At 44.7% G+C, this 16,584-nt stretch carries 17 protein-coding genes; 4 read left to right on the top strand and 13 right to left on the bottom strand.

From position 1 onward, the window contains the following. The first annotated feature begins 149 nt into the window (after window positions 1–149). A complete protein-coding gene (locus FE392_RS14170) occupies window positions 150–1,067 on the top strand; it encodes a TIGR01777 family oxidoreductase (protein ID WP_319930865.1) in 918 nt (305 codons plus the stop codon). A 5-nt stretch (window positions 1,068–1,072) separates the two neighbouring features. Here FE392_RS14170 and FE392_RS14165 read toward each other — a convergent pair whose 3' ends face one another. The 6 genes from FE392_RS14165 to accD form a co-directional block, all read right to left on the bottom strand. Beyond that, window positions 1,073–1,663 (bottom strand): UbiX family flavin prenyltransferase, encoded by a 591-nt coding sequence (locus tag FE392_RS14165; protein WP_319930864.1) that lies wholly within the window; start codon window positions 1,661–1,663, stop codon window positions 1,073–1,075. 230 nt (window positions 1,664–1,893) lie between these two features. Beyond that, window positions 1,894–3,411 carry an amidophosphoribosyltransferase gene (gene purF, locus FE392_RS14160; RefSeq protein ID WP_319930863.1) on the bottom strand — a complete coding sequence of 506 codons (1,518 nt, stop codon included), beginning with the start codon at window positions 3,409–3,411 and terminating at the stop codon, window positions 1,894–1,896. 33 nt (window positions 3,412–3,444) lie between these two features. Beyond that, a complete protein-coding gene (gene cvpA / locus FE392_RS14155) occupies window positions 3,445–3,933 on the bottom strand; it encodes a colicin V production protein (RefSeq protein WP_319930862.1) in 489 nt (162 codons plus the stop codon). A 160-nt stretch (window positions 3,934–4,093) separates the two neighbouring features. Next, window positions 4,094–4,819 (bottom strand): cell division protein DedD, encoded by a 726-nt coding sequence (gene dedD / locus FE392_RS14150; RefSeq protein WP_319930861.1) that lies wholly within the window; start codon window positions 4,817–4,819, stop codon window positions 4,094–4,096. Continuing rightward, window positions 4,809–6,116: a bifunctional tetrahydrofolate synthase/dihydrofolate synthase gene (gene folC / locus FE392_RS14145; protein WP_319930860.1), complete on the bottom strand. Its 1,308-nt coding sequence runs from the start codon at window positions 6,114–6,116 to the stop codon at window positions 4,809–4,811. The genes dedD and folC overlap by 11 nt, the downstream gene beginning before the upstream one ends. After that, entirely contained in the window at window positions 6,109–7,056 is a 948-nt protein-coding gene (gene accD / locus FE392_RS14140; RefSeq protein ID WP_319930859.1) for an acetyl-CoA carboxylase, carboxyltransferase subunit beta, read from the bottom strand. The genes folC and accD overlap by 8 nt, the downstream gene beginning before the upstream one ends. 105 nt (window positions 7,057–7,161) lie before the next feature. Here accD and FE392_RS14135 point away from each other — a divergent pair, with 105 nt between their 5' ends. Next, complete coding sequence (locus tag FE392_RS14135) at window positions 7,162–7,314, top strand: hypothetical protein (RefSeq protein WP_319930858.1); 153 nt, start codon at window positions 7,162–7,164, stop codon at window positions 7,312–7,314. Here the strand turns inward: FE392_RS14135 and FE392_RS14130 are convergent, their stop codons facing one another. From FE392_RS14130 to FE392_RS14110, 5 genes are all read right to left on the bottom strand, one after another. Next, window positions 7,315–8,004, bottom strand: a complete 690-nt coding sequence (locus FE392_RS14130) for a DedA family protein (protein WP_319930857.1) — start codon at window positions 8,002–8,004, stop codon at window positions 7,315–7,317. It lies immediately after the preceding gene. A gap of 46 nt (window positions 8,005–8,050) precedes the next feature. Continuing rightward, window positions 8,051–8,890 (bottom strand): tRNA pseudouridine(38-40) synthase TruA, encoded by an 840-nt coding sequence (truA, locus tag FE392_RS14125; RefSeq protein WP_439153491.1) that lies wholly within the window; start codon window positions 8,888–8,890, stop codon window positions 8,051–8,053. Beyond that, complete coding sequence (locus FE392_RS14120) at window positions 8,890–9,900, bottom strand: aspartate-semialdehyde dehydrogenase (protein WP_319930856.1); 1,011 nt, start codon at window positions 9,898–9,900, stop codon at window positions 8,890–8,892. Before FE392_RS14120 ends, truA begins: the two co-directional genes overlap by 1 nt. Window positions 9,901–10,087: 187 nt before the next feature. After that, a complete protein-coding gene (gene pdxB / locus FE392_RS14115) occupies window positions 10,088–11,215 on the bottom strand; it encodes a 4-phosphoerythronate dehydrogenase PdxB (protein WP_319930855.1) in 1,128 nt (375 codons plus the stop codon). Window positions 11,216–11,814: 599 nt separating this feature from the next. Then, a complete protein-coding gene (locus tag FE392_RS14110) occupies window positions 11,815–12,021 on the bottom strand; it encodes a hypothetical protein (protein WP_319930854.1) in 207 nt (68 codons plus the stop codon). A gap of 273 nt (window positions 12,022–12,294) precedes the next feature. On the opposite strand from FE392_RS14110, the gene FE392_RS14105 reads away from it, so the two are divergent. Continuing rightward, window positions 12,295–13,197, top strand: a complete 903-nt coding sequence (locus tag FE392_RS14105) for a DMT family transporter (RefSeq protein ID WP_319930853.1) — start codon at window positions 12,295–12,297, stop codon at window positions 13,195–13,197. Here the strand turns inward: FE392_RS14105 and FE392_RS14100 are convergent. Together FE392_RS14100 and tctD are read right to left on the bottom strand one after the other, a co-directional pair. After that, window positions 13,147–14,580: a sensor histidine kinase gene (locus FE392_RS14100; RefSeq protein ID WP_319930852.1), complete on the bottom strand. Its 1,434-nt coding sequence runs from the start codon at window positions 14,578–14,580 to the stop codon at window positions 13,147–13,149. The genes FE392_RS14105 and FE392_RS14100 overlap by 51 nt on opposite strands. Next, window positions 14,577–15,245, bottom strand: coding sequence for a transcriptional regulator TctD (gene tctD / locus FE392_RS14095; RefSeq protein WP_319930851.1), 669 nt, complete (start codon window positions 15,243–15,245; stop codon window positions 14,577–14,579). The genes FE392_RS14100 and tctD overlap by 4 nt, the downstream gene beginning before the upstream one ends. A 362-nt stretch (window positions 15,246–15,607) precedes the next feature. Between tctD and FE392_RS14090 the strand changes: the two genes are divergently transcribed. After that, window positions 15,608–16,582: a Bug family tripartite tricarboxylate transporter substrate binding protein gene (locus FE392_RS14090; protein WP_439153490.1), complete on the top strand. Its 975-nt coding sequence runs from the start codon at window positions 15,608–15,610 to the stop codon at window positions 16,580–16,582. Window positions 16,583–16,584: the final 2 nt, after the last annotated feature.

Raw genomic sequence — 16,584 nt, 5'->3', positions numbered from 1 at the left:
TGAAAGTTGTGCAACTAATTCACTTAATGGCAAAATTTTTCACCAAAAAACTTGATGCCGATAACAGATAGCAGCATATTTCGCTGCTATCTAAACCATCCCTTGCTATAGTCTGTCATTGACTACTAATTTTGTCACAGGGGGTGACCATGCGTATTTTAATTACGGGGGGAACGGGGCTCATTGGTCATCGCTTGACCTGCCAGCTACTTTCTATCTCCCATTCCATCACCATCTTGAGCCGTTCACCACAAAAGGTGTACTCACTTTTTACCGATCTTGTTGAATGCTGGACAACTCTCAATGACCAGCATGATCTCAATAATTTTGATGCCGTTATTAATCTTGCCGGTGAGCCAATTCTAGACAAGCGTTGGACACCTAAGCAAAAAGAAGAAATTTGTCAAAGTCGCTGGCGAATTACCGAGCAATTAAGCAAGTTAATTAATGCCAGTGAAACGCCTCCTGCCGTATTTATTTCCGGTTCGGCCGTCGGCTACTATGGGGATCAAGGGCAATCGGTCATTACCGAAGATGATTCACCTCACGATGAGTTTACCCATCAGCTTTGCAAGCGTTGGGAGCAACTGGCCTTACAGGCGCAAAGTGATAAAACTCGCGTATGTCTTCTGCGTACGGGTATTGTTTTGGCGAAAGAAGGCGGGGCCCTGCAAAAAATGTTGCCTTTGTTCCGGCTGGGATTGGGTGGTGCACTCGCCGATGGTAAGCAATATATGCCGTGGATACATATTGATGATATGGTCAATGGAATCTATTACCTATTGGTATCGAACGAGCTGAGCGGCCCTTTCAATATGACATCACCTTACCCTGTCCATAATGATCAATTCAGTGCCATATTGGCAAAAGTACTACATCGCCCTTCCCTCTTCCGCATTCCTGCATTTGTGTTAAAAACAATGATGGGAGAAGCAGCAACTCTGGTTTTAAGCGGGCAGCAAGCGATTCCTAAGAAGTTGGAAGAAGCGGGGTTTGGCTTCCGCTATTTCCGGTTAGAGGAAGCCTTGCAGGATGCAGTAAAAAAAGCGGATGTTAATGTCGATTAAATTGGCTAAGTAAGGATCCCGGCAGGTTTTGCTCCCTGCCAACGACTGAATAGATCTTCCGGCAGTTCAATATCAAACTGATCCAGTACACGATTGACAGTTTGGTCAATGATATCCTGAATATGCTCAGGGCGATGATAAAACGCAGGGACCGGTGGCATAATCACCGCCCCTATCTCAGCCGCCTGTGTCATTAGCCGCAAGTGGCCTAAATGCAAAGGAGTTTCCCGCACCGCCAATACTAATTTCCGGCCTTCTTTCAACACCACATCTGCGGATCGGGTAATCAGGCCATCAGTGTAACTGTGCACTATTCCTGATAAGGTTTTGATTGAGCAAGGCAGGATAACCATACCCAGTGTTTTATATGAGCCTGAAGAAATGCTGGCAGCAATATCACGGTTGTCATGCACTACATCAGCCAAAGCCTGAACTTCCCGCAAGGTATAGTCCGTCTCCAATGCCAATGTCTGCCGGGCAGATTGGCTGATGACCAGATGCGTTTCAATCCCTTCTAAAGGCTGCAAAACCTGCAATAACCTGACGCCATAAATCGCACCACTCGCCCCTGTCAGCCCGACAATCAATTTTTTCATGCTTTCCTCTGAGATCTGGGTTTATACCCTATGGATTTCAAGATGCGTTGCGGCGGCAAGGGAATGGCAAACTCGTCGGGAACGAATTTGCCCGGCCAAAGACTGGCTTCCGGCGGGAGGCTGGAGCCTTTCAGTAACCTCCGGACGCGCTGCTGTCTGTGCGACCGGAGTAAATGAACGCAGGCAACTTGAAAGACGACGGGTATATAACTTATATGATAATAAAGATATTATCCTTCATTATATATTTCCAAATTCTCAATTTCGCTCTGCCCGCGTACTTTATTGGCATCATCCTTACGCAGGTTTTCCAAATAATCCAAGTAAATCTGGTCAATGTCTTTTGTGACATAGATACCATCAAAAACAGAACATTCGAATTTTTCTATGTCCGGATTCTCTTCCCGCACGGCCTGAATGAGATCTTGCAGATTCTGATATATCAGGGCATCCGCACCAATGAGCTGGCGAATTTCATCCACTTCTCTACCGTGGGCAATCAATTCATTGGCGTTTGGCATGTCAATCCCGTATACATTCGGGAAACGCACTTCCGGTGCTGCCGAAGCAAAATAAACTTTTTTGGCTCCTGCTTCACGGGCCAGTTCTACGATCTGTTCTGAGGTTGTCCCGCGCACAATGGAATCATCCACCAGCAACACATTTTTGCCGCGGAATTCAGCACGGTTAGCATTCAGTTTGCGGCGAACTGATTTACGGCGCTCTTGCTGGCCGGGCATAATGAAAGTGCGCCCCACATAGCGATTTTTGACAAAACCTTGCCGATACGGTTTATCAAGGATATGGGCGATTTCCAGTGCTATGTCACAGGATGTTTCCGGTACAGGGATCACAACATCAATATGCAAATCTTCCCATTCACGGGCAATTTTTTCGCCGAGCTTTCTCCCCATCCTCAAGCGGGCGTTATATACGGAAATTTTGTCGATAAAGGAATCTGGGCGGGAAAGATAGACAAATTCAAAAAGACAAGGAGTCAGTGAAGGGTTTTCGTCACATTGACGGGTGAATAGTTGCCCATCTTCCGTAATGTAAATTGCTTCTCCGGAAGCCACATCACGCAGAAATTCAAAGCCGAGCGTATCCAGTGCCACACTTTCCGACGCGACCATGTATTCATGTCGACCGTCTTCCAAACTACGTTTTCCCAAAACCAAGGGACGAATGCCATGTGGATCACGAAAAGCCACTAACCCATGACCAATGATCATGGCAACACAAGCGTAGGCACCGCGGATCCGTTTATGCATTTTCGCTATTGCCGCGAAAATATCGTCTGGCTCCAGAGGAAAATGAGGGAACTGTGTCAATTCATCAGCAAAGATATTCAGAAGGATCTCAGAATCTGACGTTGTGTTGACGTGGCGACGGGCATTTTCAAACAGCAGTTTTTTTAATTCATGTGCGTTTGTCAGGTTGCCATTATGCGCCATCGTGATACCAAAAGGCGAGTTCACATAAAAGGGTTGCGCTTCAGATGCACTGGAACTGCCCGCAGTTGGATAACGAACATGCCCGATACCAATAGTTCCCTGTAGACGTAACATGTGCCGTGTTTCAAATACATCTTTGACCAACCCATTGGCCTTACGTAAACGGAATTCATTGTTACTATTAATAGTTGCAATGCCTGCTGCATCTTGCCCACGGTGCTGAAGCACCGTCAATGCATCATAAATCGACTGGTTAACCGGTGTAAAACCGACGATACCGACAATACCGCACATGTAGTCTTTCCTCATCAGCCAAGCGGAGAGGCGTTATCTCTCCGGCAAAAAACTCGACGCATTTTGCAGGTAGTCAAAGAACCACCTGATGATTTGACTGAACTGTGGGATTAGCTGAGATTGTTGCCAATCCTGACTTTTGGGAAGCGAGGTAAATGAATCTGCGACAAATAAAATAGCAGATACGATTAGCACGCCACGTAATGCCCCAAAGCAGACCCCCAGAACGCGATCAGTTCCCGACAGGCCAGTTCGTTGAACAAGTGAACCAATAACATAGTTAACGACTGCACCAACAATCAGTGTTGCAATGAATAGAGTCACGATTGCAACGCCATTACGCACCAGTTCATCTTCCAAGCGGGTGAAATACGCCGCCAAGTAAGTATAGAAGTGGCTTGCAACAAAGAAAGCACAGCCCCAAGTTATTAACGAAAGTGCTTCACGAACAAAACCACGGATCAAACTAACCAGTGCCGAGAAGCCAATGATGGCAATAATTGTATAATCAATCCAGACCATATTTTAATCCAAAAAAGGCTCCCGACTTTCAAGTCGGGCGCATTCTAACAGAAAACGAAAACGTTTGCGCAGTAGATTTATCAAACTAATAAAAATAATTTTTTATGCTTTCACAGGGCATTTATGGGAAGTTTTTAACCTCCCATGAGTGCCCATCTGATTATGGCTTGTAACTTTTAACCTGCCCCTGTAATCCCGTAATCTCCCTTAATTCAGATAAGATAGATTCAAGTTTTTGCCTTGACGCATTCGGGCCTACATAAATTCGTGTCAACTGCCCCTGAACCGGAGAAGCCGGAGCGGTGTATACCTGATGCCCGGAAAGGCGTAATTTCGCCACAATTTCATTCACTTTGTCCGCATTTTTCAATGCGCCAAGTTGAACAACGTATGCCGACGCTTGCGGAGCCTGCTCTGCGAGCTTTGGCTTGGCTTCTGATTTAGTTTCTGATTTAGCTTCCGGCTTCGTTGCAGAACGAGACTCAGCCTTAGCCTGTGGATTATTTTCCACTTTTGGCTGAACAGGTGATTCCGTTTTCCCCGTTTCCCTCAGATCTTTCGGAGTAAGCACAGGAGGCTGTGTCACCGGTGCGGTTTCTGAAGGTACAGCACCAGAAAGTATATCTGTGCCTGATTGTTCCTGGGACTGGTTCTGCGTTTGCATCGCTTCTGCCGCCCCTTCCGGTGGTGTGGACGGCATGCTTTGTGTCAATGGCGGGATAGAATCAATATTTTCTTCATCGCCAAGTTTTGACACCAATGGAATAGAAGCAAACTGGTTTTCGTTATATTTCTTATCGCCATCAAATATCATCGGCAACACAATAATGCCCACTGCTACAAGAACGATGGTGCCGACCAAGCGATTTTGAAATTTACTGGCCACGTCCCTTCTCCTTCTCCAAAGCCTCCATGACATGAGCAACTGTATGGAAAGAGCCACAAACTACAATGATATCCTGCTCTGACGCATCTTCCATCGCTTGCTGCCATGCTGATTCTACTTCTGCGAACGTCTGAACCTGCGCAGACTGTGCCAGGTTTTCGGCCAATGCCTCAGCTTCAGCACCCCGCAGTTCATGCAAGGATGCACAATACCATTCCTCAATTTGCTGAGACAGGCAGGCAAGTGTGCCAGGAATATCTTTATCCCCCAGCATGCCAACTACACCACGGATCTTGCTGCCCGGAGTGCGTGGTAATTCCGCCAGCTTCTGCACCAGATAACCTGCGGCATGGGGATTATGTGCAACATCCAGAATAATCCGCGGTGCCTCTCTGACAATTTGGAAGCGTCCCGGTAACTGGGCGTTTTGTAACCCCGCATGGATAGCTTTTTCGTTAATTGCCCGGCTGATTTTATCATCCTGCTGCAATAGGCAGTGAATCACGCCCAATGCGGTAGCCGCATTTGCTAATGGCAAATTGGGTAAAGGCAGTTCATTAAATTGCTGATCAGCCGTTGCCCAACTCCAGCTTTCTCTATTTTGTGTGAAGTGCCAATCTGCATCACGACGAAAGAGCTTGGCACCCAACTCATCAGCCACTTCGGCTATCGAGCGTGGCATATCTGCTTCACCCACTACCGCAAACCGCCCGCGACGAAAGATACCCGCTTTTTCGCGGCCTATCAGCTCGCGATCAGCACCAAGCCAATCAATGTGATCCAGTGCAATGCTGGTAATGGCCGCAATATCCGCATCTACGATATTTGTTGCGTCCAGACGCCCGCCTAACCCAACTTCCAATATCACCACATCAAGCTCAGCTTCTTTAAAAAGCTGTAATGCAGCCAAGGTGCCATATTCGAAATAGGTTAATGAAATATCGCCTCGCTGAGCTTCTATACCCGCAAAGACCCGGCAGAAGTCTTGCTCTGTCGGCTCCTTGCCCTGAATGCGTACCCTTTCGGTATAGCGCACCAAGTGTGGCGAACTATATACGCCAACTTTAAGCCCAGCGGCCAGAAAAATAGATTCCAGAGTATGGCAGGTTGTTCCCTTGCCATTAGTACCTGATACCGTAATGATTTTTGGCGCAGGCTCCAACAAACCCAATTGTCTGCCGAGTTTGCCCACGCGTTCAAGCCCCATATCAATGGCTTTGGTATGCAGGTTTCCCAGATAAGAAAGCCACGTCATCAATGGCGACGTGGCTTGAGGAATTTGCAAAATATCAGACATCGTCTTTATTAGTGTTGATGTTTATATCAGCCTCAATATCAGCAGGTTCAACGACAATTTCTGTCACTGGTTCTGCTTTTGTTCCCGGCTGTGGTTGATGAGTCATCATTGCAAGCAGGCTGGCGATTTTATCACGCATTTCTGGGCGGCGAACCACCATGTCAATCGCGCCTTTTTCCAGTAGGAATTCGCTGCGCTGGAAACCTTCCGGCAATTTTTCACGAACTGTTTGCTCAATGATGCGAGGGCCGGCAAAACCAATCAGTGCCTTAGGTTCAGCAACATTAATATCACCAAGCATCCCAAAACTTGCCGATACCCCACCCATTGTTGGGTTAGTCAAAACGCAAATATAAGGCAGGCCACGAGCTTGCATTTTTGCCAGCGCGGCACTGGTTTTTGCCATTTGCATCAGTGACAGCAGCGACTCTTGCATGCGTGCACCGCCACTGGCTGTAAAGCAGACAAGCGGGCAGTTATCTTCCAGAGCCTGTTCAACCCCGCGAACAAAGCGTGCCCCGACGACAGAGCCCATTGAACCACCCATAAAGTCGAACTCAAATGCACCTGCCACTACAGGCATTTCATGCAATGTCCCTTTCATGACTATCAGGGAGTCTTTTTCCTGAGTTAACTTTTGAGCAGCAACCAGACGATCTTTATATTTTTTGATATCGCGGAATTTCAGGATATCCTTCGGTTCCAATTCGCTACCTAATTCTGTGCCAGTGCCTTCATCCAAAAATGCAGCCAGTCTCTGGCGAGCTGAGATACGCATGTGGTGGTCACATTTAGGACACACCTCAAGATTGCGCTCTAACTCAGCACGATAAAGTACCTGACCACAACTATCGCATTTTGTCCAAACCCCTTCAGGTATACTTGCCTTGCGGGTTTGCATAATTTTGCTTTTATTTAGAATCTTTTCAATCCAGCTCATTAATGAACCTTTCCGTCTGAATCTGGCTAATGCCAGCTTTTGTTTTACGTGCCATTAAACCACAATGCTATTGCCGTGTGGATAAAAAACTGCTCGAAGCCGTTAATGATAGCTTTAACTATCTACTACTCATTATTTACTGCGTACGATTTACTACGTACGATTTATACGCGCTATTTACTGCCTACTGCATTGTCTGATAGCAACTCATTGTTATTAATCATCGATCGTTACCAACAACTCATTGCTATCAACTAATTACTCGCTATCGACGACTTTTTTCGATGCAGCGCGACGATGACGCCAGACTTCGATGACGCCAGGAAGTATAGAGATAAAGATAATCGCGACAATCAACAGTTTCAGATTTTGCTGTATGATTGGCATATCTCCGAACAAATAACCAGCATAAGTGAATAATAGCACCCAGATAAATGCACCGATGACATTATAAGTGGCAAATTGCCGATAAGACATTTTTCCCATACCTGCAACAAACGGTGCAAATGTTCTAATAATTGGGACGAAACGAGCCAAAATTATGGCCTTTCCACCATGTTTTTCATAAAATTCATGGGTTTTGTCGAGATAGCTACGGCGGAAAATTTTCGAATTTGGGTTGTTAAACAATTTCTCACCAAAAATGCGACCAATGGTATAGTTTAACGCGTCACCAATAATCGCAGCCGTAATCATCAAGGCTACCATTATATGCACATTAAGATCGTTAGAATCTAATGCAGATAATGCACCCGCCACAAATAACAGGGAATCTCCCGGTAAAAATGGCGTAACAACCAATCCCGTTTCACAAAAGATAATCAGGAATAAAATTCCGTATACCCAATCACCATAGTTGGCAACCAACTCCGCCAAGTGTGCATCTATGTGCAAAATGAAATCGACAATGAACTTAGCAAAATCAACAAAGTGAGCTAAAAACTCCATAATTTTCCTCGTTATGACCGAACATCCCTGTCACATTTTGAAAATGTCAGATTAAATCATCAGCCAGAAATAGCGGCCCCATTATGGGCTTCGGTAAACCAAAGTGCTCAGGATAATCCACCGCGACTAAATACAAGCCTTCAGCTTTGGCGGTTGCTGCCGCTTTTGTCCTGTCTTTCAGTGCCAGCAGTTCTGCCATCCAACCAATATCCTGATTGCCGCAACCAATTTCCAGTAAGCTGCCGACAATATTACGCACCATATGATGTACAAAGGCGTTCGCCTTGATGTCCACGACAATATAGTGACCATGTCGGCTGACATTTATGTGCATCATATTTCGCCACGGCGAATTTGACTGGCATTGCACAGCCCTGAAAGAGGTAAAATCATTCTCTCCCAGTAAACTCTGTGCCGCTTCATGCATTTTTTTCTCATCCAGTGGATAGTGAAAATGCGTGACGCCCCGTGCCAATACTGCCGGACGATAGCGATGGTTGAAAATCACATAGCGATAACGGCGAGCGGTTGCACTGAAACGAGCATGAAATGCCTCATCCACCGTTTTGACCCAACGCACCGCAATATTCGGCGGCAAATGGGTATTGACTCCCATTGTCCACGCGGCATCTTTGCGCTGTGCAGAGGTTTCAAAATGTACAACTTGCCCTGTTGCATGCACTCCAGCATCGGTTCTGCCTGCACAAAAAACAGAAATTGGCTCATTCGCGACTTTCGAAAGCGCTTTTTCCAAACATTCCTGTACGCTTTTAACTTCTTGCTGACGCTGCCAACCATAATATCGGCTGCCATCATATTCAATCCCCAGTGCAATTTTCACTTTTTTTGCCTCTGGCATAGACTGATTCAGCTCTGCCCCCGACATCAGTAAAATTGCTCCTGCATCAGTTTCTCTGCGACTTCAACCGCCATCAGAGCACCACCAAAGTGAATATTATCTGCAACCGACCAGAACTGCAGCATTTCCGGCATGCCATAATCATTACGCAGGCAACCAATGCTCAGATTATTATTACCTGAAGCATCTGTTACTTGAGTTGGATAATCGCCCTCTTCTGAGACCTGAATTTCTTCAATACGTTCAAGTTCTTCCCGCGCTTCTTCTATGCCAACCGGGCGCAATGTCTCCAAATTCACCATCTGAGCAGTGCCATAAAAAACCGAAGATTGAACACAATTCACAGATACAGGCAAACCATCATCCTGCAAAACCTTGCGGATTTGGTCAACAATACGGCGTTCTTCACGCACAGTACCTTCATTATCGGGTAGTAAAGGCAGTAAATTGAATGCCAGTTGTTTGCTGAAACGGCCTTCATCCGGAGGGATACCGTTCAACAGACGAGCACTCTGCCCTGCCAGTTCATCAATTGCCGCTTTACCGTACACAGAAACCGGCAATATATTCGTCAGGTGTAAACGAGAAATACCCGCGGCATCGATTAATGGCTTGATGGAAGTTAAAACCTGACTTGTGGAACTATCCGCCACAGCAACAATATTACGATTGCGGTAATCCGCCAATACGTGCGGGTTAACCCCCGGAACAACCAAAGGAACATCCGGCTCTGCCGTAAACAGGCCGCTGCTGTCGATCACCAAACAACCTGCGTCGGTCGCTTTTTCAATGTGTTGGGCCGTTGCTTCCATCGTCGCAACAAAAAATGCGAGTTGCACTTGTGACCAATCAAATTCTTCCGCATCACGGACCGTGATGTTTTTGCCATTAAAACGTTTGATTGTTCCAACGCTTTGCTCACTGGCAAGAAGATGCAGTTCACCAACCGGAAATTGGCGTTCCTGTAATAACGCCAATACTGCTTCGCCTACTGCGCCTGTTGCACCCAAGAGCGCAATATTCCAACCTTCAGACATGTTGGTCTTCTCCACTTCTTTCATTTTTCATTTTTCTGGCGGGCAGGAATCCCCTGCCCGCGTTAAATCACTTTATATCCTTTGCCTTTCAAGTTGCCTCTTTGTTGGCTGCACTCATTTCCACGGCCACATAGTTATCTATGCCCTTGGGGATGAACTCCCTTGCTTCCACGAAGGCCACTTGAAATCAATTGGATATAGCATTAAAACCAATTTGGGAAAGTAATTGAGCGCTTTTCTCAGAATCACAATGCACAGTCAAAGATGACCACTCCCGACGTTCGGAATAATGCTTACGTAGCTGGTCAAAAGCGCCTTCTTGCCCTGCCACTTGACGCAGAGGGGCATCATCACGGCGCACATCATACACTAAATGCATCAAACGCTTCAGAACGCTTTGCGTGACTTCGCCCTGTATAGTGACCTGACTAAAATCAGGCTCAGGCAATAATTCGGTTAATTCTACCTTACGTGGCTGCCCCAAAAATGCACTATAAGCTTCAAAAACTTGTGTGGTTCCCCGGGCTTTACCTTCCAGAGTATAACCCGCAATGTGGGGTGTGCCGATATCGACCAAGGCCAGCAAAGGCAGTGAAAGATTAGGCTCTGGTTCCCAAACATCAAGCACTACCCGTAATTTTTTTCCGTTTTGCAATACGGACAATAACGCTTGATTATCAACGACCTCACCACGGCTGGCATTAATTAAAATTCGATTGTCCGGTAACGCAGAAAGTAATTCTGTATCTGCCAAATGATATGTTTGATAAGGACCTGATTGATTAAGAGGAGTGTGGAAAGTCAGGATATCCGCTTCCTTGACTAATTTTTCCAGAGGCCAGAATTCACCTTTATCGCCACGATCAGCACGCGGAGGATCGCATAATAAAGTTTTCACGCCCAGAGCGGCAAGCCGTTCAGCCAAGCGCCCCCCAACATTGCCGACACCGACAATACCGACGGTTTTATCTTTAAGCTGGAATTGATCCCGTTCAGCCAACAGCATTAATGCAGAAAATACATACTCAACGACAGCAATCGCATTGCATCCCGGAGCGGCAGAAAAACCAATCCCGGATTGTGCCAGCCATTGTTGGTCAACATGATCCATCCCGGCCGTGGCCGTTCCCACAAATTTCACAGAACTGCCTTGCAACAAAGATTCATTAACTTTAGTGACAGAACGTACCATGAAGGCATCTGCATGTTCCAAAACCCCCGCAGGCACTGGACGCCCCGGTATTGCCTGCACTTCACCCAATTGCTGAAAGAGTTGTTCAGCATAAGGCATATTTTCATCAACCAGAATTTTCACTTTTCTCATCCAACGGATTAAATGGGCGTGACCTGCTATTTTGCCACTTTATCTTTATAAAACCTACGGCAAATGCAACAGAACCCTTTTTCCTCATTTCATCCTTCAAAAACCAGTTCCAACAAAATGGGGGCAGATGGGCAAGCTGGAACATCAGCTTACAGTAGATGGGGAAATAGAACCTATTAAGCAAAAAATTATGTAAGTATGAGCACCACCTCCTGCGGAGATAATTTTGAATTTATAATAAAAATATGTTCGTTTACATAAAAAGATAAAAACAAGGTAAGAACAAAGCCTATTATTGATACATATGAAACATAGTCTCCTATTTTACTATTAAGACGTTTCGCACTACCCAATAAATCTCTGTATAAAATATAGGAAAGATAAATTAACACAGGACTAAACCAAATAACCTCCGCCTTTTATATGAGAATGTAATAACATCATTAGATGTTAAAAAACCGATATAATCATTTAATGAAAAAAATATAGTTATTAATGTCATAAAAAGAGGAAATTCAATACCAAAATATAATTTAGTTTTGTTTAACTTTAAATCATCCACGACTAAACTTTCCCCACCTATGAAAAAATTAATCCGGGTAATATGGTGTTGAGTTTACCTTTCTATGCTTCAAGTTTTTAATAATAGTTTCGCTAATTTTAAAATGACCATTTAACCAATATAAAATAAGCGAAGTTAAAATACCGGCCTCAAAGACCTCAAGGATAACAAGCATAAAGCCACCATCTAAAGCTAAATATAGCTTCCATTCCATACCCACTACATAGAATTTCATATTTATTCGGCACCCGTTTTTTTTCATTAACCTTTAGGAATTATCAGGTATTTTGTTAGCCTTGTTTTTCAACGCAATTTGTATAAAACCCATAACATTTACATAAAACTGATTTTATTTTTTCTCATTTATGGTCATTTTCTCTGAGAGTGACTGTTTTTTACCTACTTAATTTTTTACATCACTATTTTTAATAGTGAATCATTCGCAAGAACCAAATTTAAACGATATAATGATCGCATAACTATATCTCACTATTGAATAGCCTGCTCAATGAAAAATTTATTGTTCCCCCTTGTTGCTGTATTAATATGGTCAATTAATTCCGTTGTCAGCAAAGCTGCTACCACGGTTATTGAACCGGCTGCCATAGCTTTCTATCGCTGGTTCATTGCTCTTCTTGTGCTAACACCGTTTGTTTTGCTGCCTGTTCTGAAACATCGGAAAATGGTCGCTAAATACTGGTGGAAGCTATTGATTCTGGGCGCGTTGGGAATGGTACTGAACCAAAGCCTTGCGTATTATGCCGCTCAGACGATCAGCGCAACACTTATCGGTATTTTCACCTCATTAATTCCACTGTTAACAGTGATTATCAGCATCTTTGCCTTGCGTGTTGCTCCTACGATAGGTATCACATTAGGTACTTTACTCTCTTTATCCGGTCTGGTTTGGTTGATCAGTAAAGGAAATCCAGCTTCTTTATTGGAGCATGGCATGGGTATCGGTGAAGTGATGATGTTTATCGCAGCTGCTTCTTACGCTTTATATGGTGTATTAACAAAACGCTGGGCTATTCCATTGCCCAATTGGCAATCACTTTATGTACAAATTGTATTTGGTGTCCTATTGCTTCTGCCGAACTTTGTGATGGTGGAAAGTAAGCAATTAACCACGGATAATATTTCACTCGTCCTGTTTGCCGCTATTCCCGCATCAATTATTGCCCCTTACCTATGGATTCAGGGTGTGATCCGCATTGGCGCAAATATGACATCAATCTTTATGAATCTTGCCCCCGTATTTACTGCCATTATCGCAATCGTAGTTCTTAATGAAAAAATGCACAGCTATCACTTGATTGGAGGCGGCATAGTACTGGCCGGTGTCATCATCGCCCAACAGTTACGCATTTCGCCCATTCGTAGAAATTCGGAATGCAATTCTAACCAGTAACCCTCCCAGTGTTTGACTGGATAACAACTGGAGCGTACTGCCATGATACAGGCTGATCTCGTTGACGATGGTCAGCCCTAATCCTGCTCCTTCCAATCCAGTCGCGTTATCCAACCGGTTGAATGCCATAAGTGATTGCCTAATATCTTCCTGCGCAATACCCGGCCCGGAGTCATCAATTTCAAGGCAACAATATTTTTTATCCTCTGTCATTTTTACCCTGCCCGTCACAATGCCCCCTGGTGGTGTGTACTTAATAGCATTATCCAGCAGATTGGCACACATTTCGGCCAGCAATAGCGGTTCACCTTTAATCCATAGGGCATCTTCACCTTCATAACCCAAATCAATCCCCTTGTGCTCCGCCTGCTGTAACCGGGAAAAACAGGCTTGTTGCAATAGCTCTACGATATTGACCGGCTGGTAATTTTGTATGGCTTCTTTCTCATGTATTTTCAGTTGTGATAGCTGCAATAAACTATCGGTTAATGAAATCATGCCATCCAAACTTTTATTTATCGCAATCAGTATGTTTTCCCGCTGTTTTGGATCTTGCTCATTACTTGCCAATGCAACCTGTGTTTTTAATACAGCCAACGGCGTCCTGAGTTGATGGGATGCATCTGCACTGAACCGTTCTTGACGGCCCAGCATCAGTTTCAACCGTTCTATATATCGGTTAAGAGCCTGGAGTAATGGGGAAAGTTCAGACCACGGCAAAATATCCGGTAATGACGTCAGATCGTTGGCTGGGCGGCGGATCATGATGCCTGAAAGTTTTTTCAATGGCTTAAGCAACTGCTTTAACAAGATATAAGCAAGCAACAATGTCAATAACACGCCTACAATCTGGCTCATCAATGAAGAAAACAGGAGTTGCTGAACCATGTCTCGGCGAGAAATCACTGTCTCTGCCACCAATATCAGCGCCATTCCCATTATTCCACCTTCATTGATGGGTTGGTACAGCGCCACCACACGTATCGGCTGCCCTTGATATTCCGCATCGTAAAAATATGCCAGTGCAGTGTACAACGGTGAACGCTGAGTCTGTTGCGGGATAAGAGGAAGATTGTTGTAACCGGAAATCGTTTTACCTTCAGGTGAAATAACTTGATAGTAAAAACGATCATTCGTGTTGCGCTCAAAGCTATCCAACACAACATAAGGTACATCAACAACCAAATGGTTATCTTGAACAACCAATCGCTCAGCAACAGTTCGCGCTGATGCAAGCAATGCTCGGTCATAAGCCAAGGTTGCAGCATTCGTTACACTTATATATTGGCTATATACAGAAGCGCTCCCCAGCAGCAGCAAGGGGACGCCAAAAAACAACAGCAATTGGTGAAACAATGATCGTGGAATTGTGAAAAACTTCATGGCTCCTGCCGCTCCAGCCGATATCCTAACCCACGCAATGTATCTATTCTGACATCGCTATTAAGCAGTTTTTTCCGCAAACGGTGTACATACAATTCAATGCTTTGGAGGTTTGCATCCGCCGATAAAGAAAATACTTGTTCAAACAACTGCTGCTTCGAAACCGGGCGTCCCCGACGGTGGAATAAAGTTGTCAAAACCGATAGTTCTCTGGGTGTAAGCGCCATCGGCTCGTTATTCAGCAAAAAATAACCGTCGTCTTCATAAGATAATGAGCCAAACTTCGATGTGGCTTGCAAAATACCCACTCCACGGCGCAATAATGCCCGAATGCGAGCTTCGAGTTCCTGAAAATCAAAAGGCTTGGTCAGATAATCATCCGCGCCTGAATTCAATCCCTTTACGCGATCTGTTACACACGATTTGGCAGTCAGCAACAATACAGGCAAATTTTGCCCTCTCTTGCGTATCCGGGATAACAGAGAAATGCCATCCAATCTCGGCAATGCCACATCCAAAATCAACAAGGCATAATTTTCTGTCAACAAAAGCTGATCAGCCACCACCCCGTCTTCCGCTAAATCAATCACAAACCCCGAATTGCTCAATGCCTTTTTTAGCCAATGTGACAAGTCCGGGTGATCTTCAACTAATAACAGGCGCATACTAAAAAATCTTCGCTGTCTTACGAACGCATTCAGTGAGTTTCATGCCGCAATTCCATAAATTCATATCAAAATTTGCCTGGGTAAGGTCCTAACTTGCAAATCCACCTGAAGGATTAAACGGAGATATTGAACAATTGCAATATTAGCATTCAACGACTGTTCGTAGGTTAACAAAAATAAATTAAAAAACAATTTAGTAACACTAAGTGCGAAGTGCTCAGCAAATTAAGCGACAAATGTCACATCTAGATAATTTTGATTGTTAATGAAAGGTAATTGAAAGGTTTCACTTCTATAAATAAACATACGTTAAAAATTAGACGATTTTCCCCTTCACTGACGCTATGTGAGGAATCAAGATGAAAACATTAAAAACATTATTAACAGCAACAGGCCTGATTTTTTGTTCCCATGCATTTGCAATCGACGCTCCGAGCAGAACCGAATGTATTGCTCCCGCTAAACCCGGTGGCGGATTTGATTTAACCTGCAAACTTGTCCAGGTTTCATTATTGGATACCAAAGCAATCAGCTCTCCAATGCGAGTCACATTCATGCCAGGTGGTGTCGGGGCAGTCGCCTATAACGCCATTATCGCTCAACGACCCGCGGAACCGGGCACCATTGTAGCTTTTTCCGGCGGTTCTCTGTTGAATCTGGCCCAAGGGAAATTCGGTCGTTACAACGTGAATGATGTGCGTTGGCTGGCCAGTGTCGGTACAGACTACGGCATGATAGCCGTTCGTCATGACTCACCTTATAAGACGTTGACCGATTTGATGGAAGCATTCAAGAAAGCGCCTGACAGCATTGTATTTGGTGCCGGTGCTTCCATTGGCAGCCAGGATTGGATGAAAACTGCATTGCTGGCAAAAGAAGCCGGTATTGACCCCCGCAAGATGCGCTATGTCGCATTTGAAGGAGGTGGTGAACCTATCACTGCCTTGTTGGGAAATCACATTCAGGTGGTTTCTGGCGATCTAAGCGAAACTTTACCTTATCTTAATGCTGACAAAATCCGCGTTCTTGCCGTTTATGCTGACAAACGTCTGGACGGGGAATTATCAAAGATCCCGACTGCAAAAGAACAAGGTTATGATCTCGTTTGGCCGGTCATTCGCGGTTTCTATGTCGGGCCAAAAGTTTCTGATGAACAATACCAATGGTGGGTAGATACCTTTAAAAAATTACAGCAAACCGCAGAATTCAAAAAACAGCGTGAGTTACGTGGATTATTTGAATTTAATATGACAGGTAAGGAGCTGGATGAGTATGTGAAAAAACAAGTTGTCCAATACCATGAAATGGCCAAATCCTTTGGTTTAGCAAAATAATG

Origin of the sequence: Xenorhabdus santafensis (genome assembly GCF_033949405.1) — a bacterium.
Classification (GTDB): domain Bacteria; phylum Pseudomonadota; class Gammaproteobacteria; order Enterobacterales; family Enterobacteriaceae; genus Xenorhabdus; species Xenorhabdus santafensis.
Note: the sequence above shows the minus strand (reverse complement) of the source record. Positions and strands in the feature narration are given on the sequence as shown.

Bases quoted from the DNA above. Each gene is read 5' to 3' on its own strand.
- FE392_RS14100 (WP_319930852.1), bottom strand. From the start codon at position 14,580: ATGAAGTTTTTCACAATTCCACGATCATTGTTTCACCAATTGCTGTTG.
- cvpA (WP_319930862.1), bottom strand. From the start codon at position 3,933: ATGGTCTGGATTGATTATACAATTATTGCCATCATTGGCTTCTCGGCA.
- accD (WP_319930859.1), bottom strand. From the start codon at position 7,056: ATGAGCTGGATTGAAAAGATTCTAAATAAAAGCAAAATTATGCAAACC.
- truA (WP_439153491.1), bottom strand. From the start codon at position 8,890: ATGTCGGGGGCAGAGCTGAATCAGTCTATGCCAGAGGCAAAAAAAGTG.
- FE392_RS14130 (WP_319930857.1), bottom strand. From the start codon at position 8,004: ATGGAGTTTTTAGCTCACTTTGTTGATTTTGCTAAGTTCATTGTCGAT.
- FE392_RS14165 (WP_319930864.1), bottom strand. From the start codon at position 1,663: ATGAAAAAATTGATTGTCGGGCTGACAGGGGCGAGTGGTGCGATTTAT.
- FE392_RS14120 (WP_319930856.1), bottom strand. From the start codon at position 9,900: ATGTCTGAAGGTTGGAATATTGCGCTCTTGGGTGCAACAGGCGCAGTA.
- FE392_RS14135 (WP_319930858.1), top strand. From the start codon at position 7,162: ATGATAGCTTTAACTATCTACTACTCATTATTTACTGCGTACGATTTA.
- folC (WP_319930860.1), bottom strand. From the start codon at position 6,116: ATGTCTGATATTTTGCAAATTCCTCAAGCCACGTCGCCATTGATGACG.
- tctD (WP_319930851.1), bottom strand. From the start codon at position 15,245: ATGCGCCTGTTATTAGTTGAAGATCACCCGGACTTGTCACATTGGCTA.
- FE392_RS14090 (WP_439153490.1), top strand. From the start codon at position 15,608: ATGAAAACATTAAAAACATTATTAACAGCAACAGGCCTGATTTTTTGT.
- FE392_RS14110 (WP_319930854.1), bottom strand. From the start codon at position 12,021: ATGAAATTCTATGTAGTGGGTATGGAATGGAAGCTATATTTAGCTTTA.
- purF (WP_319930863.1), bottom strand. From the start codon at position 3,411: ATGTGCGGTATTGTCGGTATCGTCGGTTTTACACCGGTTAACCAGTCG.
- FE392_RS14105 (WP_319930853.1), top strand. From the start codon at position 12,295: ATGAAAAATTTATTGTTCCCCCTTGTTGCTGTATTAATATGGTCAATT.
- FE392_RS14170 (WP_319930865.1), top strand. From the start codon at position 150: ATGCGTATTTTAATTACGGGGGGAACGGGGCTCATTGGTCATCGCTTG.